We start from the raw sequence: 21,616 nt of genomic DNA, 5'->3' as shown, positions 1-21,616 counted from the left end.
ATTCAGGTTTCAACTGTGCCCAACATAGAGTCGAGTGCTTGCTCAAGCTTCGATAGCTCCACCTCAATACCCTCTCCGTAAACCGCCGTACCGCGACCGCAATCGATAGTCACCGTTATTCCAGCGCCGGTGAGCCGTCCGGGATACTTACGCAGTTTCAGCTCAACACAAGAGCAATCCAGCCAGCGTGCCTGATCCGCTGACCAGCCATTGTCTTCGAAAGCAAACACGCGCATGTCGCGCCTGATGTCGATTATCTCGGGTGGATAAATCCAGTGCGTGGCAAGTGCCTCGTAAGGCGTCGCCTGAACACGGTAGCGAGCGCTGGGCGACAGCGCGATGACTTCAATATGTTCGCGGCGCATGATGTCGCCTGCATGCTCAGTGCTACCAAATACAGGCTCATAACCTTTTCCGGTGAACGTAAAGAATTTCGTTTTTCCATCAGCCTTCAACTGGGCAAGGGCTGCGCTCACCAACGGAAGGGACTGATCGTCAGACTCAAGCGCACGGTCATATCCGTCGAACTCGATGCCCATAAAGTTAGCTTCATCAGCATCATCCGTGTAACAACGGGCGACGAGGGACAAGGTGCCTTCGGTGAAGTAGTACATATCGTACTCATAGTAATAGTCATAGAAGCCGTCCTTATCCTGCGTGCCAGCGTCGATGTGGTGATACCGCTCCATGCGGATTGCACCCGGGCCCTGGGATGTCCACTCGGGTTTGAGCTCGCGGTTGCGGCTGTCATCCCGGCTAAAGAGGTTTTTTATCCAGCGCTTGATAAGCGATTTGAACATAAACATGGCAGTGCTCAATTTTCCCCTTGATTACCCGGTGGCTGGGCGGCTTTCCGTGATCCGTGAATATTACCGTACCGTGCCTTTCTCCCTCACATCGCGTCGCGTTGAATGCCTGAAATGTGCAGGATCCTGTGTCATCGGCTAAAGGCGGAGCGTGGCTGGCTAGTTTGATCAGGGGCCTGACCGCGTGCGTTTTCAGCGCTGAACGTGGCCAGGCATAAAGCGAGAATCAGGCAAGAAAAGCGTCAAATCAGGTCTAGTAACCCTACCCCCTTCCGGTGAAATATGGCCTGCGCCCCGAGCGATATAGCGCAATCCCCTAGGCTGCACATTCTGCCTGCTCGCCTTTCGAGCGCTAATGGAAAGCCATGATGAAAGTCCACGTCCAAGAGACTTACGCGCTGAAAAACTCTCAAGCCTGTGTTCATCGTCGCCGGAAATTACCGTTGCCTCACCAACCAATTAGCCCTGTAACGCCTGTCAGGTGGACTATGCTCGACGAGAGTGAAAAAAATAATAATGCGGTTATCAGGCAGCGTATTTACAGGGAGCGTCAGCGCGCTGAAGGTTTCAAGCAGAATACGGTATGGATAAATATTGAGGCGGAAATGCAAAGAAGAATGGCTGCGCGAGAGGGTAAACCGTTATTGCCCATGCAATCGACTCATCCTGCAAGCTGGGCTTTCGGCTGGATTAATGAGGTGTCGAGAGCACGCTGATGACACGCTAAATAACCGCCACCCGCAGCATAGGCAGGACCCGTCTCCTGCCGCCGACACCGTAGCGCTACTGCGGTCGCATACGTTTGATGTCGCGTTGCGGCGGCTCGCCGAAAAGCCGACTGTATTCTCGACTGAACTGCGACGAACTTTCATAGCCGACCAGCCCACCCGCGCTGCTGGCGTCCACGTTTTGGCTGAGCATCATTTGTCGCGCCGCCTGCAGTCTGAGTTGCTTTTGATATTGCAAAGGACTCATACCCGTAACCGTGCGGAAATGCTGTCGAAAAGTGGACGGACTCATGCACGCAGCCGTGGCCAGATCATCAACTTTGAGCGGTTCACGAAAGTGCAGTTTCAACCACTCCACGGCTTTCGCAATATGTTGACTGGGCGAACCTGCACTCACAATGTGCAACAGTTGAAGACCATGCGGACCGTTCAGCAGCCGTATCACGATCTCTTCAATGATAAGCGGTGACAGAGAACTGATCAGTTGGGGTTCATCCAACAAACCGACAAGGCGTTCCAGCGCTCCCAGGATGCTGGACTCCAGTGCATGAACGGTCACGGGCCTGAAACTCTCATCTTTCATTCGCTGAGACAATTTCAGACGCTCAGCCACTTGTACAACCAGGCCCCCGTCCAGCTTGAGGATCATGCCGATAAAGGGTTGGGCAAAACTGGCCTTCGTCACATTGGCGATGACAGGGATATCCACGCTTGTGACCATCGATTGTCCGGGGTCGTAGGTGAGAGCGTCATCTCCCACCATGACCTGCTTGCCACCTTGCAGCGTCAGGCCCAACCCCAACGAGTAGATACAATGCAACGGCACCGTGACAGCGCTGCGACGGTGGAAGCTGAGGCCCGGAATTTCACTGAAATGGTCACCTTCACTGTGAATGATCTGCCCGACTCGTTCGGCCAGACGAGCAATATCGGTTGCGGTGGTGGAGTGTCTAGAAGCTGAGCTCATTGTCTGTTTCCAGGTATCGCCGCTACAGGGCGCTTTTGGTGATGCCGTTACTCACACGAACGATATCGGACATTACCGCCAGTGCAATCTCCGCTGGCGTCTTGCTGCCCAGATTAAGTCCGATAGGTGCGTGGATACGGTTCAGAAGTGCGTCATTCAGCCCACCGATGCGCCTGACCCGTTCCAGGCGCTTTGCGCTGGTTCGTTGCGAGCCCATTGCCCCAATGTAAAAGGCCGGCGTTCTGACTGCCTCCATTAGCGTCAGGTCGTCCAGGCGTGGATCATGAGTCAGCGCGACCACCGCAGTTGCAACGTGACACCCACCTTGAGCAATGTAGGTGGCAGGCAATGTTTCGATCAAAGCAGCGCCGGGTAGTCGAAAACTGGACGTCCACTCCGGACGCGGATCACAGACAATGACCTCATAACCCAATGCCACGGCGAAGCTGGCGCAGTATTCGGCCACGGGCGATAAGCCTGCAATCAAGAGCCTGCGCGCCGCGCCTATGCGCAGACGTACACGATCGGCTCCGACCATGACAGCCGCGCAATCCATGCCTGTGTTTTCAATGCGCACCCGGCGCGTTCCCAATGTAACTTCTCGCACAATCAGCTGGCGGCCCTGAATCGCATGTTGAACGCTTGCAAAATGCTCACTGCCCGTGCGAACAGGCTCGAAGTACTCAATAAGCACATCGAGCACCCCACCGCACGGCAGCGCCAACGTCGGAGGCAAACCGCCTTCTCCATAGCGGATAATCTGGGCATAAGACTCAAACTCGTGGCGGCCCAGTCGCTCCAGAAAGTCGTCCTCCACGCAACCACCCGAGAGCGACCCACAGAACTCTCCGCGTTCCATTACTACCAGCATGGCGCCAGGGCCACGAGGGGCAGAGCCGAACGTGGAAAGAACTGTGCAGAGCCAAATGCCGTGCCCTTGTGCCAGCCACTTCAGAGCCTGCTGGATCACCTGCAGATCGAGACTGTTCATAGGTCAGGCAAGCAGCTTGTCCATGGTGATAGGCAGATCACGAATGCGCTTGCCCGTCGCGTGATAAACCGCGTTATTGATGGCAGCAGCCACTCCCACAATTCCGAGTTCACCCACGGCCTTGCCTCCCAGGGCGCTGGCCTGCAGATCAGGTATGCCGACATCGATGGTGATGATTTCCGGCACATCGGCATTTACCGGGACGACATAGTCGGCAAGGCTTGCGTTGACGATACGGCCATCTCGGCGATCAATGTGGCCCTCTTCGAAAAGCGCCTGACCGATCCCCATGATCATCCCGCCCATCCACTGACTTTCCGCCAGCTTGGGGTTGTACACCCTGCCACTGTCGAAAGCGCCGACCATGCGTTTGACTTTGACCGTGCCGAAATCCTCATCCACCCGCACTTCTACAAAATGAACGCCCCAACTGTGAGCGGAGACGCCGCCATGGGTTGCAGGCAACATCTGGCTGAACCCGTGTGCGGCTGCGCTACGATCAGCTTCAGTCGCCCCCGCAGTGAAGGTGTCAGTCGAGACCTCGAATCGCTCCTTGCCAATGGCCCTGAGCAAGTCCGCCAATGTCACACCATCGCCCGGGCGGTGCGAGGGTTTGATGCGGCCGTTCCTGAACACTAGATTACCGATATCCATGCCGTGCAAAGGCGACTTGGGGTGAGTTGTAGCGACCCGTAAAAGTTCGCTTCGCGCCAGTTTTGCAGCCTTGTAGACCGCACCAGTCAGATTATTCGCAAGCTGCGAGCCGCCTGCGATGGGCGCACGAGGAAGATCTGTATCGCCAAGGCTGACTTTGACTGAACGCGTAGGCACATCGAGCACCTCAGCGGCTGTCTGCGCCAGGATCGTATAAGTGCCTGTTCCCAAGTCAGTGCCTGCACTTAAAACGTCTATTCGCCCATCCTGATGAATAACGATTTTTGCCTCGCCGGGCGTGCGCCAAACCGGATAAGTGCCTGCGGCCATTCCCCAGCCGATCAATTCTCGCCCCTCACGCATTGAGCGCGGCTTGGGATTGCGATTAGCCCACCCAAACGCATTGGCACCTGCGATGTACCCCTCTCGCAGACGGCGGGTGGTCCAGGGGATGTTTGCCTTCTGGTCACGTGACGCCCAGTTCCTAAGCCTCAATTCAATGGGATCAAGGCCGAGCGCCACGGCCAGTTCGTCCATGGCCGTCTCAAGTGCATAGGTGCTGATGTTCTCACCCGGCGCGCGCATCCAGCCAGGGTTCACCGTGTTCACCGGGATGATGCTGTGGCGGGCAAGCATATTGGGCGTGGCGTACATCAACGCCGTTACACCGGTTGTGGGTTCCAGGTGAATATCATCGATGGCGGTCTCGTTCCAGCCCTCATGCACCACCGAGACAAGCATGCCTTCCTTTGTGGCGCCCAACGCCAGCCGCTGGCTTGTGCGAGGCCGCCCGCCATAGCTGGTAAACGTCTGAGGGCGTGTCAGCGAAACTTTCAAAGGTTTCCCCAATGCCCTGGCAGCAGCGCAGGCCATTGCGACGTGAGGATGTGGCGCAACCTTGCAGCCAAACCCGCCGCCGATGAAAGGCGAGACAACACGCACCTTGCCCATATCAACGCCCATCCACTGAGCGATCACGTTGCGTGCTCCGCCCACCCACTGGCTCGACTCATAAACCGTCAGCCTGTCCGCTTCCCAATGCGCAATGCATGCATGCGGCTCCATCGGGACGTTGTATTCACGAGGCGTGGTGTAGACACCTTCTATCCTGACCGCAGCAGACGCCAGCGCTGCCTCAGCGTCTCCCCATTTGGCTTGCAGGTCATCGATACGCTGGGGTTTGGCACGCGCATCATCAGGATTGATGATCGCGCTGGTTTGTTTATAACTGACCCTGAGCAAATTCGCCGCTTCGGTGGCCTGTTCAAAGCTCTGGGCAACAACCAGCGCAATATGCTGACCATTCCAGCGCACCTGGTCATCTTGCAATGGCGTGAAGTTTTCGGTCGCCGCGCCACCTTTGATAAATGGCGTCGCGGGTTTGATGTCGAGCGGTTTCTGATGCGTATAGACAGCAACCACACCAGGGGCCTTTTCGGCACTGCTGACATCAATACTCGCTATTTGCCCTGCGGGAATGGTGGACTGCACGGCCACACCGTAGAGCATGCCGTCAATGGCGTGCTCTATTGCATAACGAGCCTCTCCCCTGACTTTAAGGCCGCCGTCCTGCCGAGGCGCACGCTCACCCAAAGAGCCATTTTGCTCCCGCTCAACCAACGGCGCGGCTTCACCGGTCAGCGGGTTCAGCGCGATGCCGGTGTATGCGACAGCGGATCCTGCCGCGGCGGTCTTAAGCAGTGTCCGGCGATAGACCTTGGGATTGAAAAGATCGCTCATACCAGGCCTCCAGCAGTCATCAATGCCCGCGCAACCACGCGAGGGGCCAGAACCATCTTGAAACCGTTGTGCTCGCGAGCCTGAGCACCGTCCACAGAGTGGCGGGCAGCATCACGAATAACCTTCTCGGTGAAGGCTTTTCCAATCAACGCGTGCTCAACGCCTCGCGCTCGCCAAGGTTTGGTGCCTACGCCCCCCATAGCGATCCGAACATCTTTGATCGTGCGACCGTCGTCTTCGAACTCGACCCCAACAGCTGCACTTGCAGCAGCGAACTCATAGGACGCGCGATCACGCACCTTGAGGTAATGGGAACGTTTGAGAGCCGCGACCACCGGCACCTCAATGCCAATGATCATTTCTCCGGAAGACAGATCGTGCTCAATGTCAGGTCGCGCACCGGGCAGGCGGTAGAAGTCTTCAACCTTGACCTGGCGATCGGTGGCGCCGCGAATCAAGACCCTGGCATCGAATGCAACCAGCGCCACGGCCAGATCACCCGGATAAACAGCGATACAACTTTCGCTCGCCCCCAGTACCGCATGGTTACGATTGACGCCATTAAGTGCTGCACAGCCCGAGCCGGGGTTACGTTTATTGCAGTCGGGATAAGCACTCGGGTCGCGAAAATAAGTGCACCGCGTACGCTGCATCAAATTGCCGCCGATGGACGCCATATTGCGCAATTGCGGGGAAGCCGCTCGCCAGAGCGCCTCACTGATAACAGGGGCATGTTGCAGGATATGAATATCCACTGCGACGTGGCTCATCTTCGCCAGAGCGCCGATTCGAATCTGCTCAGCGCCGACTTCAATATCGCTCAGGCCTTGCAAATGACCGATATCGACCAGCCTTGCGGGACGCTCCACGCCACACTTCATCAGGTCGAGCAGCGTGGTGCCCCCTGCCAGAAAACGGGTTTCCGGCAAACCGTTCTGCTGACGCGCATCCGTAATATCACTGGCGCGAAGGTAGTCGAATGCTCTCATGCCTTGCTCCCCTGCAAACGAGCGGCCGCAGTGCGCACCGCTGTGACGATGTGCGGGTAAGCGCCGCATCGGCAGATATTGCCGCTCATGTACTCGCGGATTTCGTCGTCAGACCGGGTATGCCCCTCGCGGATGCAAGCAACGGCAGACATGATCTGGCCTGGCGTGCAGTAGCCACACTGAAAGGCATCAAACTCGACGAACGCAGCCTGCACCGCATGCAACGTGCCGTCTTCGCTGGCCAGGCCCTCAATCGTTGTCACATCGCGGCCTTCAACTTGAGCGGCAAAAGTCAGGCAGCTCAACACCCGCTCCCCATCGACATGCACTGTGCAAGCGCCACACTGCCCCTGATCGCAGCCTTTCTTGGTGCCGGGGAGAAACGCGTGTTCGCGCAAGGCGTCCAGCAAGGTAGTACGCGAGTCGAGCTCAAAGGCTCGCGACGCACCATTGACGGTAAGCTGAAGTTTGTGACGATCTGCCATGATGGCTCTCCAATGATGTCCGCCAGCGCCAAGCCAACTGATCGAGCGCTTTGCTGCGCTCAAGTATGCTCAGATCGCGCTATCAGGAATTGCCTGATCGGCCGTTTTTATTGCCTGATCCAGTGAGTTGCTGTGATCAAGGCCAGCTGTAACCGAGTATTACAAAGCCAGGGAGTGCCTGAAATGACGAGCAGGATGGCCAAGCCTACTGAAAGGTGTTCAACCAAAAAACGTTGGAAAAATCAGCACTGAGCTCGTACTTCGGCATACATGATAAATGTGCGGAATATCATCGACTGCGCCTGAAAGTCGCGCCCGAGCTGGAACAGATCCAGCTCACCCTCCTTAGGGTGAGCCAGGGCATTCTCACTCGCCATTCTGGATAGCCAGTACAACTCGAGCAGAACTGCGCTTTGGTGTTCGCTCACCCGCAGGCTAGCGCTGACGAAACCGGGATGATGAGAGGTAAGCTGTTCAACCCGGTTCCTGAGCGCCTGGACCAAAGCTGAAACTGAAGACGGGCTGACGAGAATCTCCAAAGACTGACTGAAACCTGCTTCGCTGAGTGACTCGGTCATGGGTTACTCCAGCAACCTCTTTGACAACAAGGGCAATCGGGATCCTCGTACCTGGCGGCGTGCTCACTCATATCAAAACAGGCACGCCACCTGTAATCAGCCACCCCAATTCTGCAACCAGTACGCATAAGGCGTAGGCAACACCGAGGCGGGGTCAGCGATACCCAACGTCCGCGCAGCCTGAAATGGCCAGTGAGGATTGGCCAACAAAGTTCGTGCGAAGTACACCAGGTCGAGCGAGCCAGAACGTATGAACTGGTCTGCTTCGCGAGCATCCGTAATCATCCAGCTGCTACCAACAGGCAAGCCGGTTTGCGCGCGCACGCGCTCCGCGAAAGGCACCATGAAGTTCGGCGCCCATGGCACAGGCTCACCTGGCACAGTAAGGGAGAGGGAGCAATCTACAAAGTCGACGCCAGCCTCCCTCAGCCACTGAAGCACCTGAATAGACTCTGATATTGACTCTTCCAGGTCCTCTTCAAAATCCAGAATGCCAAAGCGTACTGTCAGCGGCAGGTTATCCGGCCAGACCTGCTTCACTGCAGCAACAGTCTCCAGCAGGAAACACGCTCTGCCGGAAAGCGAACCACCGTATTGATCGGTACGCACATTGGCCTTGGGAGACAAGAAGCTTTGGGCCAGAAACCCGTGTGCAAAATGGAGTTCCAACCACTCAAAACCTGCACTGAGGGCGCGGGATGCGGCATGTGCAAAGTCAGCGTGAATCCGCTGAATTTCTTCGACTGTCAATGCGTCAGGGGTGTAGGAAGAATCAGGCACATACGCAATTGCACTTGGCGAAACGGGCGTCCAGCCCAGAGCATCAGCATTCCCCAGTGGGTGCCCGCCCTGCCAGGGAGGCGTACACCCAGCCTTACGCCCGGCATGACCCAGCTGGATACCAGGAACTGCACCAGCCTTTTTGATGACTGCGGCAATGTCCGCGAAGCTGGCAATGTGAATGTCGCTCCACAAACCGGCATCACCTGGCGTAATTCGGCCTTCAGGGTTAACAGAAGTGGCTTCAACCATCACCAGACCAGACCCACCCTTCGCGAGGGTTTCGTAGTGAGTCTTGTGCCAGCCATTCAGTACCCCATCGACGGCCTGATACTGACACATTGGCGACGCAACAATCCGGTTGCGCAACGTGACGCCCTTTAATTGATAAGAAGAAAACAGGGAGGTCATCGGCTCATCCGCTCAGTGATTTGAATGGGCAAATTATGAGGGTGAGAAGAGCGACGATAGTTGCCTGATCAAATTGAAATACTGCACAAAATGACGAGCTTCCTGCCACGCCCGCTCGAGAAACCTAGCATTGCTGAATATCCCCCGCGGTCTGGAATGCCTGAATCAAGCGTAAACGGTTGCTCGATCGCTCGTAAAACAGGTGCAGCGCGAAATTCGGGTCGCGGGCAGTTTCAGGAATCATTTAAACCTTTTCAACCCTATAAACGGTCAGCACATTTCCGCCGATTCGTCATTCCAGGCAATATTTCAAACGAAGTCTGCAAACCCTCTGACCGCCGTGGCGAGAGAATGATGATAAGCATTCGGGGGCACAGACATAGATCTGTCCGGCCCACGCCGTTTTTATAAACGAGGAACATTGCATGGCTCAGAAACAGGTTTGGATAATCACCGGCGCAAGCAGAGGTCTGGGAGTCCATCTGGCCAAGGCCGCACTGGCATCTGGACATACCGTGGTCGCAACAGGACGCGATCCCAAACGGGTAGAAGCCGCTATTGGCCCCCACGCAGATTTAATCAGTCTGGCGCTAGATATCACCAAGCCGGAGGATGCAGAGGTCGTTGCGGCGTCAACTATCAGCACAGTTGGCCATATCGACGTGCTGATTAACAACACAGGCAACTTCTACGCCGGGTTCTTTGAGGAACTCAGTCAAGAACAGATGCGCCGTCAGATCGAAACATTGTTGTTCGGGCCAATCAATGTGACGCGCGCAGTGCTCCCGGCTTTGCGCAAACAACGATCTGGACGGGTCATCACCGTTTCATCCACCGCCGGAATTGTTGGCGGCATTGATGCGGTTGAGGCTTTCGAGGCGAAAGCAAAGCTGCTCCTCGATCAAGCCAATGCTCATCGGGCACTTTCCTGCTCTTTGGCGCACGACGAGTAATGACTGCGCAGGGTCAACGTTGCGGGATAAGAAACACGATCGGAAATCACTACGTGATCGCTCTGATGGTGGTCACTCTTGTCGTTGGTCTGGGCGCCTTCATGCTGGTACGGGCCCCGACTTATGCAGAAAACCGTACCTCTACTCCCAACGACGGCATACCGCGCGAATATGTGGTTTTTTACTATTCCCGCTCTGACTATTCGCAAGCTGTCGCACACGAAATAGCGGTGGACCTTAATGCCCATATCGCGAAGATAAGTGCGGATTACCCGTTAACCTCCGAAGGGCACCGCAAGGCAATCGCAGACGCCAGGAACGAGGCTTTTCCAATAATCGAAGTTGAATCCTTTGAACTCCGGTCTGCAAAACGCGTTTATCTGGTGTCGCCCACCTGGATATCTCGACCCGCCCCACCTCTGTGGACATTCGTCAGAAACAGCAATCTTTCGGGAAAAGAGGTGGTATTGATCATGACAGGCAACAGCCGTATCAAACCGGAGGAAGTCGATAGATTTTCACAGCTTATTGAATCGCGTGGTGGTCATTTCCTTTATCAAGCGTCCATTCGGCGCAGCCGGTTTTGCTGGCTAATGAGCCGCGCCGAAGAACTCGATTCGGGCAAAAACCGTATGGACGAACCTGACCTGCAGGATTGACAAGCTCAGGGCCTATACCAACAGTCAGTGCTGTCGCGCTACCTCAGAACGGTGGGGTGCCCGAACAGGTACTCTGAACGTCATCGTTCAGCGACAGATCTGATCAAAACAGTTTGAACCGTTTCTGAGCGCGCTCGCCTAATGATTAGCCTGTGGATACTTCCGCAGGCGACGTGCCAATACCGGCATACACCAAAGGGTGATCAACGTGGCTAAAGACGACAAGAAAAGCAAAGGCGAAGCCTCGAAAGCCAGCAAGGACCTGAAAGACAAGAAGGCCTCACCGGCAAAAAAATCTGAAGCGGCCTCGACGCTTTCCAAGTCTTCTGAAAAGAAAGACAAGAAAAAAGACGCCGAGCCAAAGAAAGCTGCCAAAAAAGCTGATAGCAAGCCAGAAAAGGCCAAGAAATCAGACAAGTCAGAAAAAGCGGAAAAGCCCGCTAAAAAGAAAAAGTGATACCTGCTGCCTGCCGGGGCTTTGCGCCCTGGCGTTCATCTCATCGTTTGACGAGCGCGGAAACGGAGGTTGCAGGCTTCTGCCTGCAGGGCATGGGAGCGACCGGGGCGGCGATCCGCATTGTTCGCGAAGACTGTGTTTCACGCGACCCGATTTCTGTGACTGTACTAGCCATTTCGCGAGCAAGCTCGCTCCCACGACCTCCAGCGGAGGTGTGTACAACCCAGAGGGCGTTCTCTGGGTAACGTTTTTGCCGATACGCTAAGTTGCCAGAATAACGCGGTGCACAAGCCCCCTCTGGAGATCAACTCAACGTTGCACGCCCTGGATTTTTTCGAGGCGCATTTCATAACCTTGACCCGGCTGCGTGACAGTCTCTGTTTCCACAGTCTGCACAACGCGACCCGAAGCGTCCTTGGTGACTGCGATGCTCTTGCTGTAAGCAGTCTGAACGCAGCCCGAGACAGATATGACTGCCAGCAACAACAGAGTGAAGTTAGTTTTCATTATGGACTCCTGTCCAATGGGTGAGAGCGGAGTAGCTTAACCGCAGCAGTGGCATATTACTATCGCCTTCACGCGTTACAGGACTATCTTGAACGGCAGAGTCACCTGCGCCAACCTTGCGCAGGTGGCAATACGAATTACGTCAATAGCAGAAATCGTTAACATTGACTCACCAGGATCTGATCGACGCCCAAGGATAAGACGACTTATCCTTTACTCACCCAAACAGCTAGCTTCCTGAAATACGCCATTAAGTTCCAAGCGAGTGCTGCTCCCACAATTGCGCCCAATAAGCCTGCCTTGAACACGGATTGCTGCCAATAATTTCCACTGTCCATCAAGAGATGACCAAACCACATAATCCCTAAGTCAAAGCGGGTGCGGTAAGTCACCAAAAACGCCAAAGTACAAGCTGATAAAGATAAGCAAAAAAGCACGAATCCTATTCGGTTGACTGGCTGTTCAAAAGCTTTGAGTCCCATCAGATGTTCCCTCATGATTTCTGCCCCTAGAACATCACACCTGATTAGCCTGACGCAGCTCAAAGTGATCAGTTGCCAGAGCTTGACGGCTGGCGCCTCGATATCTTGAGCCTCTTGGTGCATTGCCCTTACGAGCCGCTGCACCCAGACCTCATGTCCCCCTCGGCTTCACCCGCGCCGTCGCCTCCGCCACCAACGGGTCATCCGGCCAGTAATGCTTCGGATAGCGCCCCTTCAAATCCTTCTTCACCTCAATGTAAGTCGACCGCCAGAAGTTAGCCAGGTCCTGCGTAACCTGCACCGGACGACGCGCCGGGGACAGCAAGTGCAGTTTCAGCACCTGCCGCCCATTGGCAATGCGCGGGGTATCAGATAATCCAAACAGCTCTTGCAGCCGCACAGACAGAATCGGCGGCTGTTCGCTGTAGTCGATGCGGATGTTCGAGCCGGAGGGCACCTGGATGGTCTGCGGGGCCTGTGCTTCCAGTTGTTGCGGCAGAGGCCACGGCAGGAGGTTGCGCAGGATGGATGATAGGTCGAGCTGGCTGAAATGACTGAGCCGGGTGACTTTGCCCAGGTAGGGCATCAGCCAGTTTTCGAGTGTCGCCAGCAGTTGCGCGTCGCTCAGGTCGGGCCATTCGCTGGTTGCGCTTTTGTCGATATCGAGGCTGCGCAACAGCGCGACACGCGCTTGCCACTGGCGCAGTTCCGGCGTCCACGGCAGCAGTTCCAGGCCTTTACGACGCACCAGTGCGAGCAGCGCCTGGCTGCGGGCCGCGTCGTCGAGGCCGGTGAGTGGTTCGCGGCTGACGATCAGCTCGCCCGCTTTGCGCTGTCGCTCGGCGCGGAACACGCCTTCGCGTTCGTCCCAGTCTATCTGGTCCACGGTGATGACCTGCTCGGCCAGTACGGACTCGAACAGCGCCGGATCGAACTCGGCGGCAAGGTAGATGCGTTCTTCGCGCTGGCCCTGACGACTGCCCAAATCTGCGATGACCAGCCACGGCTGTTTCATCAGTGCGTCGGCCTCGGCAAACAGTGCCGCACGACCGTTAGCCAAGCGATATTCAGCACCGCCGGGGCGACGTTGTTGTGCCACGCGATCCGGGTAGGCCAGCGCCAGCAGAGCGCCCAGCCAGCGTGAATGATCGGGATCGCTGACCGGGCTTTTCGCAGTGCCGCGCAGGTATCCGCGATATTGCCGTGCCAGCTGTTTAGCCCGCTGCACGCTGCCCTGTGCGCCACGCGCAGCACGCTCGGTGCCCGCCAGCAAGGTCAGGCGGCTGTGCAGGTCCGCGCCGCCACCGCGCAGGATGTCGCGTTCGCCCAACAGCGCAGCCACGTCACAGGCCAGTTCGCCCAGACCCAAGGCATGGCCGCGCAACAGCAAATGAGCGATACGTGGATGGGCAGGCAACTCGGCCATCGCCTGACCGTGGGACGTCAGGGCTGGCGGCTGACCTGGCTGATTACTCAGCGCCTCAAGCCGCACCAGCAGGTCCTGCGCCTGTGCATAAGCTGCTGCGGGCGGCACGTCGAGCCACACCAGTTGCGCAGGCGTAACCCCCCAGCGCGCCAGTTGCAGTGCGAGCCCGGCGAGGTCCGCCTGAAGAATTTCTGCCGCGCCATAAGCGGCCAGTTGATCGTGTTGCGCCTCGGACCACAGCCGGTAACACACGCCTGGCTCCAGCCGCCCTGCCCGTCCGGCGCGCTGAGTGGCGCTGGCGCGGGAGATGCGCTGGGTCTCAAGCCGCGTCATGCCGCTGCCTGGATCGAAACGCGGCACTCGCGCCAGCCCGGCATCAATCACCACACGCACGCCGTCGATGGTCAGGCTGGTTTCCGCGATATTGGTCGCCAGCACCACCTTGCGCGTGCCCTTGGGCGCCGGTTCGATGGCCGCACGCTGCGCACTGAGGTCCAGTTCGCCATGCAACGGGCAGAGCAGAATATCGGCGCGCTCGCCCAGCGCTTCCACCAACTGCTGGTTGACCCGACGAATCTCGGCCTGCCCCGGCAGAAAGACCAGCAGGCTGCCGGACTCGCTGCCCAGCGCATCCAGCACCGTCTGCACGACTCGCGGTTCGACAAACTCACCGGGCTGAAAAGGACGCCCCCACTGCATCGTCACCGGAAACATTCGCCCGTCGCTGCGTACCACCGGCGCATCGTCCAGCAACGCCGCCAGCCGATCGCCTTCCAGCGTTGCCGACATCAGCAGAATCTTCAGCGGCTGGTCGTCACGAAACAACTCGCGACCATTGAGGCTCAGGGCCAGCGCCAGATCAGCGTCCAGACTGCGCTCGTGAAATTCGTCAAAAATCAACAGCCCGACGCCTTCCAAAGCCGGGTCGTCCTGCAAGCGCCGCGTAAGAATCCCCTCGGTGACCACTTCAATACGCGTCTTCGGGCCGACGCGGCTTTCCAGACGAATGCGATACCCCACGGTTTCGCCCACCTTCTCGCCCAGCTCACTGGCCAACCGTTCCGCCGCCGCACGCGCGGCAAGGCGGCGCGGCTCCAGCATCAGAATGGTCTGCCCGGCCAGCCATGTTTCCTCAAGCAGCGCGAGCGGCACACGCGTGGTCTTGCCCGCGCCGGGAGGGGCTTCGAGCACGGCTTCATGGCGTGTGGTCAGGGCCTGGCGCAGGGCTGGCAGGACGGCATCGATGGGTAACGAAATCATGGGGGCTCCCGGAGAGATGCGGGGGAGTATACCGGCGCGGGAGTGCGTAATCAGGCGGCGTGTTTTAGCTTAAGGGCAGTTGCCACTAACAACACGCTGCACAGCGCCATACAAATAGCGTTGGTGCCGCCCCAACCTACTGTGCTGAGCAATAGCGCGGGGCTGAACGCACCGATCGTTGCAAAGATGGCGATGGCCAGATCGTTTTTGCCCTGCATGTTCATGGCCTCAGGACTGTTTTGTAGCGTCTGTGCCAGCAGTGCGCCGCCTCCGACATAGGTCAGGTTCCAGCCCAGCCCCAGAATAATCAGCGAAAAGGTCATTACCCCGTAACTGCTTGACCCCATATTGACGGCCGCACAACCGATCAGCATGATCAGGCCCAAGCAGATTGTGGCTTTGGTCCCGAGTTTCTGAATGATCGCTCCGGTGAAAAAAGACGGCGCAAACATGGCAATCACATGCCACAGAATCGCAAGACGGACGTCCGAGAAATCCTGATGCATATGCTTCATGTGCATCGAAGCCTGAATCATCAGCAGGTTCATGACTCCGTAACCTACTGCGGCGACCGACAGGGCGATCATGACCGTTGAAGTGGTCGGATTATGGCGTGCGTTGGCAGGCTTTTCGTTTGCGCTGAAAGTTGCGGGTTTCACCGAGTCGTCAGGCAGCAAAGCAGCGATTAACAGCGATAGCGCCGCCAGGCCGATGAACGATGCATAGCACATCGAAAATAAGGAATAGCCGTGCAAGTCCCGGAGCAACTCTGTAAGTGTTGGCCCGACGACGGCAGCGATGACTCCGCCGGCGACGACCAGCGAGATCGCTTTGGGCTTTAACGTTTGATCCAGATTGTCGGTTGCAGCAAATCGGTTGAAGTTGGCAAACGCAATATAAACCCCCAACGCTGCATGGCTGAAAACCAGCAGTGGGAAATGCTGATATTCAACGGCCCAAAAGCCGCTCAGGCCAGATATCACCAGCGGGATGGCGCCAAGCATGAAAGCATTTTTTCGGCCGATGCGGCTCATCATTCTTGAGACAGGATAGGTAGCCAGCATCAGGAATAAAAACTGAAACCCGTACGGAACGGTCGAGAATCTGGCTTCGGGTGCGAGCGTGGCACCGACAATACCGGCCATTGTCACTGACATCACCGCAGTGGTCAGGTTGATGGATTGCGCAGCAAAATACAGGTAAGTGCGACGGGGAAGCGTGCTCGTCATGGGGCTTGCTCTGGGTGGGGAAAGAGCTGTGGTCTTTCAGGACAAAAACGTCGTTTCGATAGATGCCTCACCTGCTCTCGGCTTAGGCACCGACAGACGCATGTTCGCATCTGTCCGACGTCCATAGGCGCACACTCGACAAGCTTTTCGATTAACTGTTAGGGTGTTTTTTCTATCAGCCTGCCGAAGCCCCCATGAGCCTCAATGCCCTCTATAACTCACTGAAGCAGCGCCTTGAATCAGGCGAGTGGCTTGCCGGGCAACGCATGCCTTCAATCAGAAAACTGGCCTCGACGTCTGAGGCCAGCTATCACGATGCGGTGACAGCCTACGCGCGTCTGGTGAGTGAAGGATTGCTATCAGCTTCTCCAGGCCGAGGCTATTTTGTAAACAGCGGTGCATCGCAAGCGGTAAGCCCGCGCGAACCAGAGTGCATGAGTGCGGACCCGCTGTTCAGGCTTCTGCAAGCCGGGCCGCAATACACCAAACTGGGGGGTGGCTGGCTGCCACCGGCATGGCGAGATACGGAATTGCTGGCCAAGGCCATTCGGCGCACGGCGCGGCTGGAGCAGAGTTCGCTGGCCGAGTACGGTGACATCTCGGGGTATCTGCCCATGCGCAAACAGCTCTGTGTGCACATGAAGCGGCTGACCCGTATCGATATTCGCCCGAGTCAGGTGCTTAGCACTCTTGGGGCGACACAGGGCCTGGATCTGGTCGCACGATTGCTGATCAAGCCGGGCGATCATGTATTCGTGGACGAGCCAGGCAATGGAAACCTGATCAGGTTGATCCAGTTGGCAGGCGGGCACGTGGTCGGCGTACGTCGGACTCAGGACGGGCCAGACATTGCCGAGATGGAAAGCTATCTGGCGAAGCACACCGTCAAAGCGTTCTTTTGCAATAGCACCTTTCACAACCCGACTGGCAGTAACATCAGCCCGCACAACGCCTTCAAGGTTTTGCGCCTTGCAGTAGAGCACGAGTTCTTTGTGGTCGAGGATGATGTCTATGGCGACTTCAGCCCTACTGTCCGCCAGACGTTTGCTGAACTGGACAATCTGGACCGGGTGATTTACATCGGCAGTTTTTCCAAATGCCTCTCCGCTTCGCTACGTGTTGGCTACATCGCCTGTTCGCAAGAACTCATAGAACCGCTTACACGTCTGAAGCTGTTGACCTGCGTGGCAGTTCCAGCGTTTTGCGAACGGTTCGTCAATACCATTCTGGCAGACGGTACTTACGCACGGCATATGCAGAATGTGCAGCAAAGGCTTATCAGCCAACAGGTACAGACTCAGCGTTCATTGCTCGCACGGGGCTGGAAGTTTGATATAGCGCCGCAAGGCGGCATGTTCATCTGGGCCTATCACCCGGACATCACTGACCTGCAGCCCTTCATGACAAAACTTGAACAACACAGGATCCTGCTGATGCCGGGCTCAGCGTTCTCGGTGATGCGCGATTACCAACGTTTTGCGCGAATAAACTGCACGCATTTTTCCGAGGCAGTGGAAGCGCACTTTTCGGTGTGATCGGCGAAGAGCAGCGTTTAGTTATCCTGACTGCTTACGCGCGGCACCCACCGCTCAACGGCACCGCCGTGAGCGTGGAGTCAGACCGGAACATCTACTCATGCCCTATTACCAGCCTCATTGATACGGCCGTTGTCGTATGCTTTGCGCAACTCCGGGTCGGATAAAATCTTGTACGCATTTGAAACGACTTTGAAGCGCTCGGCCGCCTCGGCCTCGTTGCCGCGGTTTTTATCAGGGTGGTTCTTCAGCGCGGCATCTCTGTAAGCCTTTTTAACGGCGGATATGTCTACCGACATGTCAGTGAGGCCCAAGTGCTCGTACAACGGCTTGACGGGCGGCTTGGCAGGTGCGGAATCGCCCACCCTGGCAGATGCGTCAGCAGCCGATGTGTTATTGGGCCGCGCCGTTGAAGGCCGTTCGCCGCCTGCGGTGGGTTCTGCTTTGGGCGGCGGAGGCGGCGCGCTGTTCGCTTGGGGGCGAGTGCGAGGTGGCGTTTCCGGGCGTGCTTGCTGTTGGGTGCCGTCAGGCCGGCCGGACGCAGGTCGTGGCTCTGCTTTGGGCGGCGGAGGCGGCGCGCTGTTCGCTTGGGGGCGAGTGCGCGGTGGCGTTTCCGGGCGTGCTTGCTGTTGGGTGCCGTCAGGCCGGCCGGACGCAGGTCGTGGCTCTGCTTTGGGCGGCGGAGGCGGCGTGCTGTTCGCCTGCGGGCGAGTGCGCGGCGGCGTTTCCGGGCGTGCTTGCTGTTGGGCGCCGTCAGGCCGGCCCGACGCAGGTCGTGGCTCTGCCTTGGGCGGCGGTGGCGGCGTGCTGTTCGCCTGCGGGCGAGTGCGCGGCGGCGTTTCCGGGCGTGCTTGCTGCTGGGCGCCGTCAGGCCGGCCCGACGCAGGTCGTGGCTCTGCTTTCGGCGGCGGTGGCGGCGCGCTGTTGGCTTGGGGGCGAGTGCCGGGAGGCGTTTGCGGGCGCGCTTGCTGTTGGGCGCCGTAAGGTCTCCAGAATGGTTCTGGCATGGGTCGTCGCACGCGATCACCGTTCGACTGGCGAATCTTGTTGAAAACCTGGTCAGTGAGGTCGTTCATCAACTTGTTCAGTTTCAAGTTGCTGGAGAAATAGGCATGGCGCGCATTAGTGGCCTCACTGTTGTCCTTGCCAGGCTCAGGCTTGGCCATTGCATCCGCCAGCTTCTTGCCCAGAGAGAACAACATCTTGCCCTTGCTGTCGCTGACGCCCAGAAAGCTCATCACGTTATGCATCGACTTGTCGCGCTCCCAGACAACGCTGGCCACGTCGAAGGCGGCTCGCGCCAGATTGAATCGGCCTCCCCCTTCGTGCGTCTCGACATTGTTCACCGGCTCCTTGCCGCTCAAGGCCTTCAGAATCATCGAGAGCCCTTTCTGCTGACGCTCGTTAAGCAGACCTTTCTGCTCCAGTAATGAGCTGGTGACCTGCAGCGCGACTTTGCCAGCGATGTGGCTCGCGACGTTTATCGCGCGCTCCATCTTCGGCTTTGTCGAATCGCTGAGCGCTGCCCGCGCCAATGAAGACGCAATGTGGGTGAGGTTGATCATAGGCTTCCCCGGGAACTGATATCGCCTTGGTGGCAAGTAACGAGATCTGGTTCCACGGTCGAGTCAATATTCGATGCCGGGCTCAAGCGCTCCACGCTATACAGGTCTTGGAATGACTATCGTGCCAATGCTCTGCGTTGGCATGCAGTTCGTGAAGCTCTGCGTCACAAATCTTCAGCCTGACCAGACAGCCAGGTAACCGAGGTTAAGGCCTGACTGGGGCCTTCATCTCATACGCCGTGAAATAGGCGTCAGGGCTTCAATGTGTGACGCAAAGCGTCACGAACTGCATTCCCACGCGGAGCGTAGGAACGATCATTGTCGTAGTCTGAGACACGTTTTCCGGGGCTATAGAGACTCGTGTATCAAGACGCAGGGCTCACGGTGTACCGTTTCGGCCATGCAGGCGGTAGCCGGGGCGTTCGCTCAGTCGTTCGTAATAGGCATTCACGGCCGGGAAGTCCGAATGGGTCAACGGGGTTTCAAACCAGCGATTCACTGAGAGGCCTATCGGAATGTCTGCCAGCGAAAACTCGCTGCCGCTGACGTACGCGCCCGTAGCATCGAGTTGTCGATCCAGGATCGCCATGTGCCTGGTCCATTGACGGCATCCGGCAGCCAGCGCGTCGGGGTCTTGATGGGCGGCGCATTGCCTGACCAGCGACATGAACGCATAGCCCCAGGATTTGTTGAGGTCAGTGGCTTGCCAGTCGATCCATTGGTCCACTCGGGCTCGGGCTATCGCCTCTGCGGGGTAAAGATGCAGGGCGCTGTTGCGGTTCGCCAGGTACCTGATGATCGTGTTCGACTCCCACAGAACGAAGCCATCGTCCTCAATGACCGGTACCATCGCATTGGGATTCAGTGCCGTGAATTCAGGCGTGTTCGTTTCCCTGAAACCAGAGCCCCAGTCTTGTCGTTCAAACGGGATGTCCAACTCTGTGCAAGCCCAGAGCACTTTGCGCACATTGATTGATGAGGCTTTGCCCCGTATTTGCAGCATTCCATCTCCTTATGCTCGGGAGCGCATCACTCATCAGAAACGACGGGCATCAGCCCGCCTTGGCCGCCATGGCCGTGACTTCAACGCGCATGCCCTCAACCGCCAGCGATGCCACGCCCACGGCTGCGCGCACTGGCCACGGTTTTTTGAAGAAGCGTTTGTACACTTCATTGAATGCCGCGCGATCTGCCATGTCGGTCAGGTAGATGGTCAGGTGCAGGACTCGATCCATCGAGCTGCCGGCCCGCTCCAATGCGTCTTTCAGAGCCCGCAGGGTGCATTCGCTTTGTTCGGTGATGCCGCCCAGTTCAAGGCTGCCGTCGGCGCGGGCCGGGATCTGGGTGCTGACCAGCAAGCCGTTGAAGTCGGCGACGTCGGAGGAGATAGAGTCCGCGTCAGGGTCGGGGGTGAAGGTGATGTCTGCGTTTGCCATGGGCTCTCTGCTTTGCCAGGGACGGAAAACGGCAAGCCTACGCGAGCGAAAGGTACGGGTCGAACCGCAGGCGTTGTCGCAGAAAGTTGAAATGCGCGACGTTGCTCTACAGAATCGCGCCCGGACCCGGCCACGCTGCCGGACGCTTGCGCTGAAAGGGGTTGCCGTTGAACGAACAGAGATTGTCCATGCGCCTTGAGCGTGTGGCGACGCACGTGCCCGCCGGTGCGCGACTGGCCGATATCGGCTCGGATCACGGCTACCTGCCGGTGGCGCTGCTGAACCGTGGCGCCATCTCGGCGGCGGTGGCGGGCGAAGTAGCGTTGACGCCGTTCTACGCGGCCGAACGTACCGTGCGCGAGAACGATCTGGATCAGCAGATCAGCGTGCGTCTGGCCGATGGGTTGGCGGCGATAGAACCGGCTGACGGGATCACTGCGATCAGCCTTTGCGGCATGGGCGGCGAGACAATCCGCGACATTCTTGAAAGCGGCAAGGCGCAGTTGAGTGGTCAGGAGCGGCTGATTCTGCAACCCAACGGTGGCGAACAGCCGCTACGTGTGTGGCTGATGGAACATAACTACCGCATCCTTGACGAGGAAGTGCTGCGAGAGAACCGTTTCGACTACGAAATCATCGTCGCCGAACGGACCGGCCCGGTGATCTACACCGCCGAACAGCTGTATTTCGGCCCCATACAGATGCAGACGCGCAGCCCGGCTTTTTTGCTCAAGTGGCAGCGCCTGCTGGGCAAAAAACACAAGGCCCTGAGCAATTTCGCCCGCGCCCGGAAGGCTGTGCCTGAAGAGAAAATGCAGGACCTTGCGCAGCAGATCCGCTGGATTACCGCGTTGCTGAATTAAACAGCTGCTGGCCTGAAAATCGAACTCACGCCCCAACCAGCTCTCAAAACCGCATGATCAATGCCTGGCGTCAATCAGCCTGCGCATCCCACATCCTCATCAACGGGAGAAACAC

The 21,616-nt window shown here is 57.6% G+C and carries 21 protein-coding genes; 6 read left to right on the top strand and 15 right to left on the bottom strand.

From position 1 onward, the window contains the following. Nucleotides 1-2: 2 nt before the first annotated feature. Nucleotides 3-806, bottom strand: coding sequence for a hypothetical protein (locus tag QRN38_RS20410; protein ID WP_057417836.1), 804 nt, complete (start codon nucleotides 804-806; stop codon nucleotides 3-5). A 488-nt stretch (nucleotides 807-1,294) separates the two neighbouring features. Between QRN38_RS20410 and QRN38_RS20405 the strand changes: the two genes are divergently transcribed. Then, on the top strand, nucleotides 1,295-1,522 hold the full coding sequence (locus tag QRN38_RS20405; RefSeq protein WP_057417893.1) for a hypothetical protein: 228 nt from the start codon (nucleotides 1,295-1,297) through the stop codon (nucleotides 1,520-1,522). 67 nt (nucleotides 1,523-1,589) lie between these two features. Here the strand turns inward: QRN38_RS20405 and QRN38_RS20400 are convergent, their stop codons facing one another. The 7 genes from QRN38_RS20400 to QRN38_RS20370 all read right to left on the bottom strand — a co-directional run bounded on the left by QRN38_RS20400 (nucleotide 1,590) and on the right by QRN38_RS20370 (nucleotide 9,129). Next, the gene (locus QRN38_RS20400; protein ID WP_057417837.1) at nucleotides 1,590-2,501 is read right to left on the bottom strand and encodes an AraC family transcriptional regulator; all 912 of its coding nucleotides are present in this window, start codon (nucleotides 2,499-2,501) and stop codon (nucleotides 1,590-1,592) included. A 22-nt stretch (nucleotides 2,502-2,523) separates the two neighbouring features. Continuing rightward, nucleotides 2,524-3,492 carry an XdhC family protein gene (locus tag QRN38_RS20395; RefSeq protein ID WP_057417838.1) on the bottom strand — a complete coding sequence of 323 codons (969 nt, stop codon included), beginning with the start codon at nucleotides 3,490-3,492 and terminating at the stop codon, nucleotides 2,524-2,526. 3 nt (nucleotides 3,493-3,495) lie between these two features. Continuing rightward, complete coding sequence (locus tag QRN38_RS20390; RefSeq protein ID WP_081025334.1) at nucleotides 3,496-5,886, bottom strand: xanthine dehydrogenase family protein molybdopterin-binding subunit; 2,391 nt, start codon at nucleotides 5,884-5,886, stop codon at nucleotides 3,496-3,498. After that, nucleotides 5,883-6,875 (bottom strand): FAD binding domain-containing protein, encoded by a 993-nt coding sequence (locus QRN38_RS20385; RefSeq protein ID WP_057417839.1) that lies wholly within the window; start codon nucleotides 6,873-6,875, stop codon nucleotides 5,883-5,885. The genes QRN38_RS20390 and QRN38_RS20385 overlap by 4 nt, the downstream gene beginning before the upstream one ends. Further along, the gene (locus QRN38_RS20380; protein ID WP_024678978.1) at nucleotides 6,872-7,360 is read right to left on the bottom strand and encodes a (2Fe-2S)-binding protein; all 489 of its coding nucleotides are present in this window, start codon (nucleotides 7,358-7,360) and stop codon (nucleotides 6,872-6,874) included. The genes QRN38_RS20385 and QRN38_RS20380 overlap by 4 nt, the downstream gene beginning before the upstream one ends. A gap of 242 nt (nucleotides 7,361-7,602) precedes the next feature. Beyond that, nucleotides 7,603-7,938, bottom strand: a complete 336-nt coding sequence (locus tag QRN38_RS20375) for an antibiotic biosynthesis monooxygenase (RefSeq protein ID WP_057417840.1) — start codon at nucleotides 7,936-7,938, stop codon at nucleotides 7,603-7,605. Between the two features lie 96 nt (nucleotides 7,939-8,034). After that, nucleotides 8,035-9,129 carry an NADH:flavin oxidoreductase/NADH oxidase gene (locus QRN38_RS20370; protein ID WP_057417841.1) on the bottom strand — a complete coding sequence of 365 codons (1,095 nt, stop codon included), beginning with the start codon at nucleotides 9,127-9,129 and terminating at the stop codon, nucleotides 8,035-8,037. A 425-nt stretch (nucleotides 9,130-9,554) separates the two neighbouring features. Here QRN38_RS20370 and QRN38_RS20365 point away from each other — a divergent pair, with 425 nt between their 5' ends. The 3 genes from QRN38_RS20365 to QRN38_RS20355 all read left to right on the top strand — a co-directional run bounded on the left by QRN38_RS20365 (nucleotide 9,555) and on the right by QRN38_RS20355 (nucleotide 11,198). After that, nucleotides 9,555-10,082: an SDR family NAD(P)-dependent oxidoreductase gene (locus QRN38_RS20365; protein WP_057417842.1), complete on the top strand. Its 528-nt coding sequence runs from the start codon at nucleotides 9,555-9,557 to the stop codon at nucleotides 10,080-10,082. A gap of 53 nt (nucleotides 10,083-10,135) precedes the next feature. Next, nucleotides 10,136-10,741, top strand: coding sequence for a flavodoxin family protein (locus tag QRN38_RS20360; protein ID WP_144433548.1), 606 nt, complete (start codon nucleotides 10,136-10,138; stop codon nucleotides 10,739-10,741). Between the two features lie 199 nt (nucleotides 10,742-10,940). Continuing rightward, nucleotides 10,941-11,198 (top strand): hypothetical protein, encoded by a 258-nt coding sequence (locus QRN38_RS20355; RefSeq protein WP_005770253.1) that lies wholly within the window; start codon nucleotides 10,941-10,943, stop codon nucleotides 11,196-11,198. A gap of 309 nt (nucleotides 11,199-11,507) precedes the next feature. Here the strand turns inward: QRN38_RS20355 and QRN38_RS20350 are convergent, their stop codons facing one another. The 4 genes from QRN38_RS20350 to QRN38_RS20335 form a co-directional block, all read right to left on the bottom strand. Then, entirely contained in the window at nucleotides 11,508-11,705 is a 198-nt protein-coding gene (locus tag QRN38_RS20350; RefSeq protein WP_057417844.1) for a hypothetical protein, read from the bottom strand. 206 nt (nucleotides 11,706-11,911) lie between these two features. Then, on the bottom strand, nucleotides 11,912-12,187 hold the full coding sequence (locus QRN38_RS20345) for a hypothetical protein (protein WP_024697534.1): 276 nt from the start codon (nucleotides 12,185-12,187) through the stop codon (nucleotides 11,912-11,914). 151 nt (nucleotides 12,188-12,338) lie between these two features. Then, nucleotides 12,339-14,873 (bottom strand): ATP-dependent helicase HrpB, encoded by a 2,535-nt coding sequence (gene hrpB / locus QRN38_RS20340; protein ID WP_057417846.1) that lies wholly within the window; start codon nucleotides 14,871-14,873, stop codon nucleotides 12,339-12,341. A 50-nt stretch (nucleotides 14,874-14,923) separates the two neighbouring features. Further along, nucleotides 14,924-16,102: an MFS transporter gene (locus tag QRN38_RS20335; protein WP_057417847.1), complete on the bottom strand. Its 1,179-nt coding sequence runs from the start codon at nucleotides 16,100-16,102 to the stop codon at nucleotides 14,924-14,926. A gap of 194 nt (nucleotides 16,103-16,296) precedes the next feature. On the opposite strand from QRN38_RS20335, the gene QRN38_RS20330 reads away from it, so the two are divergent. Beyond that, complete coding sequence (locus tag QRN38_RS20330; RefSeq protein WP_057417848.1) at nucleotides 16,297-17,637, top strand: aminotransferase-like domain-containing protein; 1,341 nt, start codon at nucleotides 16,297-16,299, stop codon at nucleotides 17,635-17,637. A 98-nt stretch (nucleotides 17,638-17,735) separates the two neighbouring features. Here QRN38_RS20330 and QRN38_RS20325 read toward each other — a convergent pair whose 3' ends face one another. The 3 genes from QRN38_RS20325 to QRN38_RS20315 form a co-directional block, all read right to left on the bottom strand. Then, the gene (locus QRN38_RS20325; RefSeq protein ID WP_285362456.1) at nucleotides 17,736-19,202 is read right to left on the bottom strand and encodes a J domain-containing protein; all 1,467 of its coding nucleotides are present in this window, start codon (nucleotides 19,200-19,202) and stop codon (nucleotides 17,736-17,738) included. A gap of 379 nt (nucleotides 19,203-19,581) precedes the next feature. Beyond that, nucleotides 19,582-20,205, bottom strand: a complete 624-nt coding sequence (locus QRN38_RS20320) for a glutathione S-transferase family protein (protein WP_057416503.1) — start codon at nucleotides 20,203-20,205, stop codon at nucleotides 19,582-19,584. Between the two features lie 49 nt (nucleotides 20,206-20,254). Continuing rightward, a complete protein-coding gene (locus tag QRN38_RS20315; RefSeq protein WP_057417849.1) occupies nucleotides 20,255-20,638 on the bottom strand; it encodes a RidA family protein in 384 nt (127 codons plus the stop codon). A 167-nt stretch (nucleotides 20,639-20,805) separates the two neighbouring features. Here QRN38_RS20315 and QRN38_RS20310 point away from each other — a divergent pair, with 167 nt between their 5' ends. Further along, a complete protein-coding gene (locus QRN38_RS20310) occupies nucleotides 20,806-21,501 on the top strand; it encodes a tRNA (adenine(22)-N(1))-methyltransferase (protein ID WP_081025335.1) in 696 nt (231 codons plus the stop codon). Nucleotides 21,502-21,616: the final 115 nt, after the last annotated feature.

This window comes from Pseudomonas sp. CFBP2511 (genome assembly GCF_030209255.1).
GTDB lineage: Bacteria > Pseudomonadota > Gammaproteobacteria > Pseudomonadales > Pseudomonadaceae > Aquipseudomonas > Aquipseudomonas avellanae.
This window is presented reverse-complemented; position numbering and strand designations above follow the sequence as displayed.

Excerpts from the sequence above, each read along its gene's own strand:
- QRN38_RS20410 (WP_057417836.1), bottom strand. The coding sequence starts at position 806 with ATGTTTATGTTCAAATCGCTTATCAAGCGCTGGATAAAAAACCTCTTT.
- QRN38_RS20405 (WP_057417893.1), top strand. The coding sequence starts at position 1,295 with ATGCTCGACGAGAGTGAAAAAAATAATAATGCGGTTATCAGGCAGCGT.
- QRN38_RS20400 (WP_057417837.1), bottom strand. The coding sequence starts at position 2,501 with ATGAGCTCAGCTTCTAGACACTCCACCACCGCAACCGATATTGCTCGT.
- QRN38_RS20395 (WP_057417838.1), bottom strand. The coding sequence starts at position 3,492 with ATGAACAGTCTCGATCTGCAGGTGATCCAGCAGGCTCTGAAGTGGCTG.
- QRN38_RS20390 (WP_081025334.1), bottom strand. The coding sequence starts at position 5,886 with ATGAGCGATCTTTTCAATCCCAAGGTCTATCGCCGGACACTGCTTAAG.
- QRN38_RS20385 (WP_057417839.1), bottom strand. The coding sequence starts at position 6,875 with ATGAGAGCATTCGACTACCTTCGCGCCAGTGATATTACGGATGCGCGT.
- QRN38_RS20380 (WP_024678978.1), bottom strand. The coding sequence starts at position 7,360 with ATGGCAGATCGTCACAAACTTCAGCTTACCGTCAATGGTGCGTCGCGA.
- QRN38_RS20375 (WP_057417840.1), bottom strand. The coding sequence starts at position 7,938 with ATGACCGAGTCACTCAGCGAAGCAGGTTTCAGTCAGTCTTTGGAGATT.
- QRN38_RS20370 (WP_057417841.1), bottom strand. The coding sequence starts at position 9,129 with ATGACCTCCCTGTTTTCTTCTTATCAATTAAAGGGCGTCACGTTGCGC.
- QRN38_RS20365 (WP_057417842.1), top strand. The coding sequence starts at position 9,555 with ATGGCTCAGAAACAGGTTTGGATAATCACCGGCGCAAGCAGAGGTCTG.
- QRN38_RS20350 (WP_057417844.1), bottom strand. The coding sequence starts at position 11,705 with ATGAAAACTAACTTCACTCTGTTGTTGCTGGCAGTCATATCTGTCTCG.
- QRN38_RS20345 (WP_024697534.1), bottom strand. The coding sequence starts at position 12,187 with ATGGGACTCAAAGCTTTTGAACAGCCAGTCAACCGAATAGGATTCGTG.
- hrpB (WP_057417846.1), bottom strand. The coding sequence starts at position 14,873 with ATGATTTCGTTACCCATCGATGCCGTCCTGCCAGCCCTGCGCCAGGCC.
- QRN38_RS20335 (WP_057417847.1), bottom strand. The coding sequence starts at position 16,102 with ATGACGAGCACGCTTCCCCGTCGCACTTACCTGTATTTTGCTGCGCAA.
- QRN38_RS20330 (WP_057417848.1), top strand. The coding sequence starts at position 16,297 with ATGAGCCTCAATGCCCTCTATAACTCACTGAAGCAGCGCCTTGAATCA.
- QRN38_RS20325 (WP_285362456.1), bottom strand. The coding sequence starts at position 19,202 with ATGATCAACCTCACCCACATTGCGTCTTCATTGGCGCGGGCAGCGCTC.
- QRN38_RS20320 (WP_057416503.1), bottom strand. The coding sequence starts at position 20,205 with ATGCTGCAAATACGGGGCAAAGCCTCATCAATCAATGTGCGCAAAGTG.
- QRN38_RS20315 (WP_057417849.1), bottom strand. The coding sequence starts at position 20,638 with ATGGCAAACGCAGACATCACCTTCACCCCCGACCCTGACGCGGACTCT.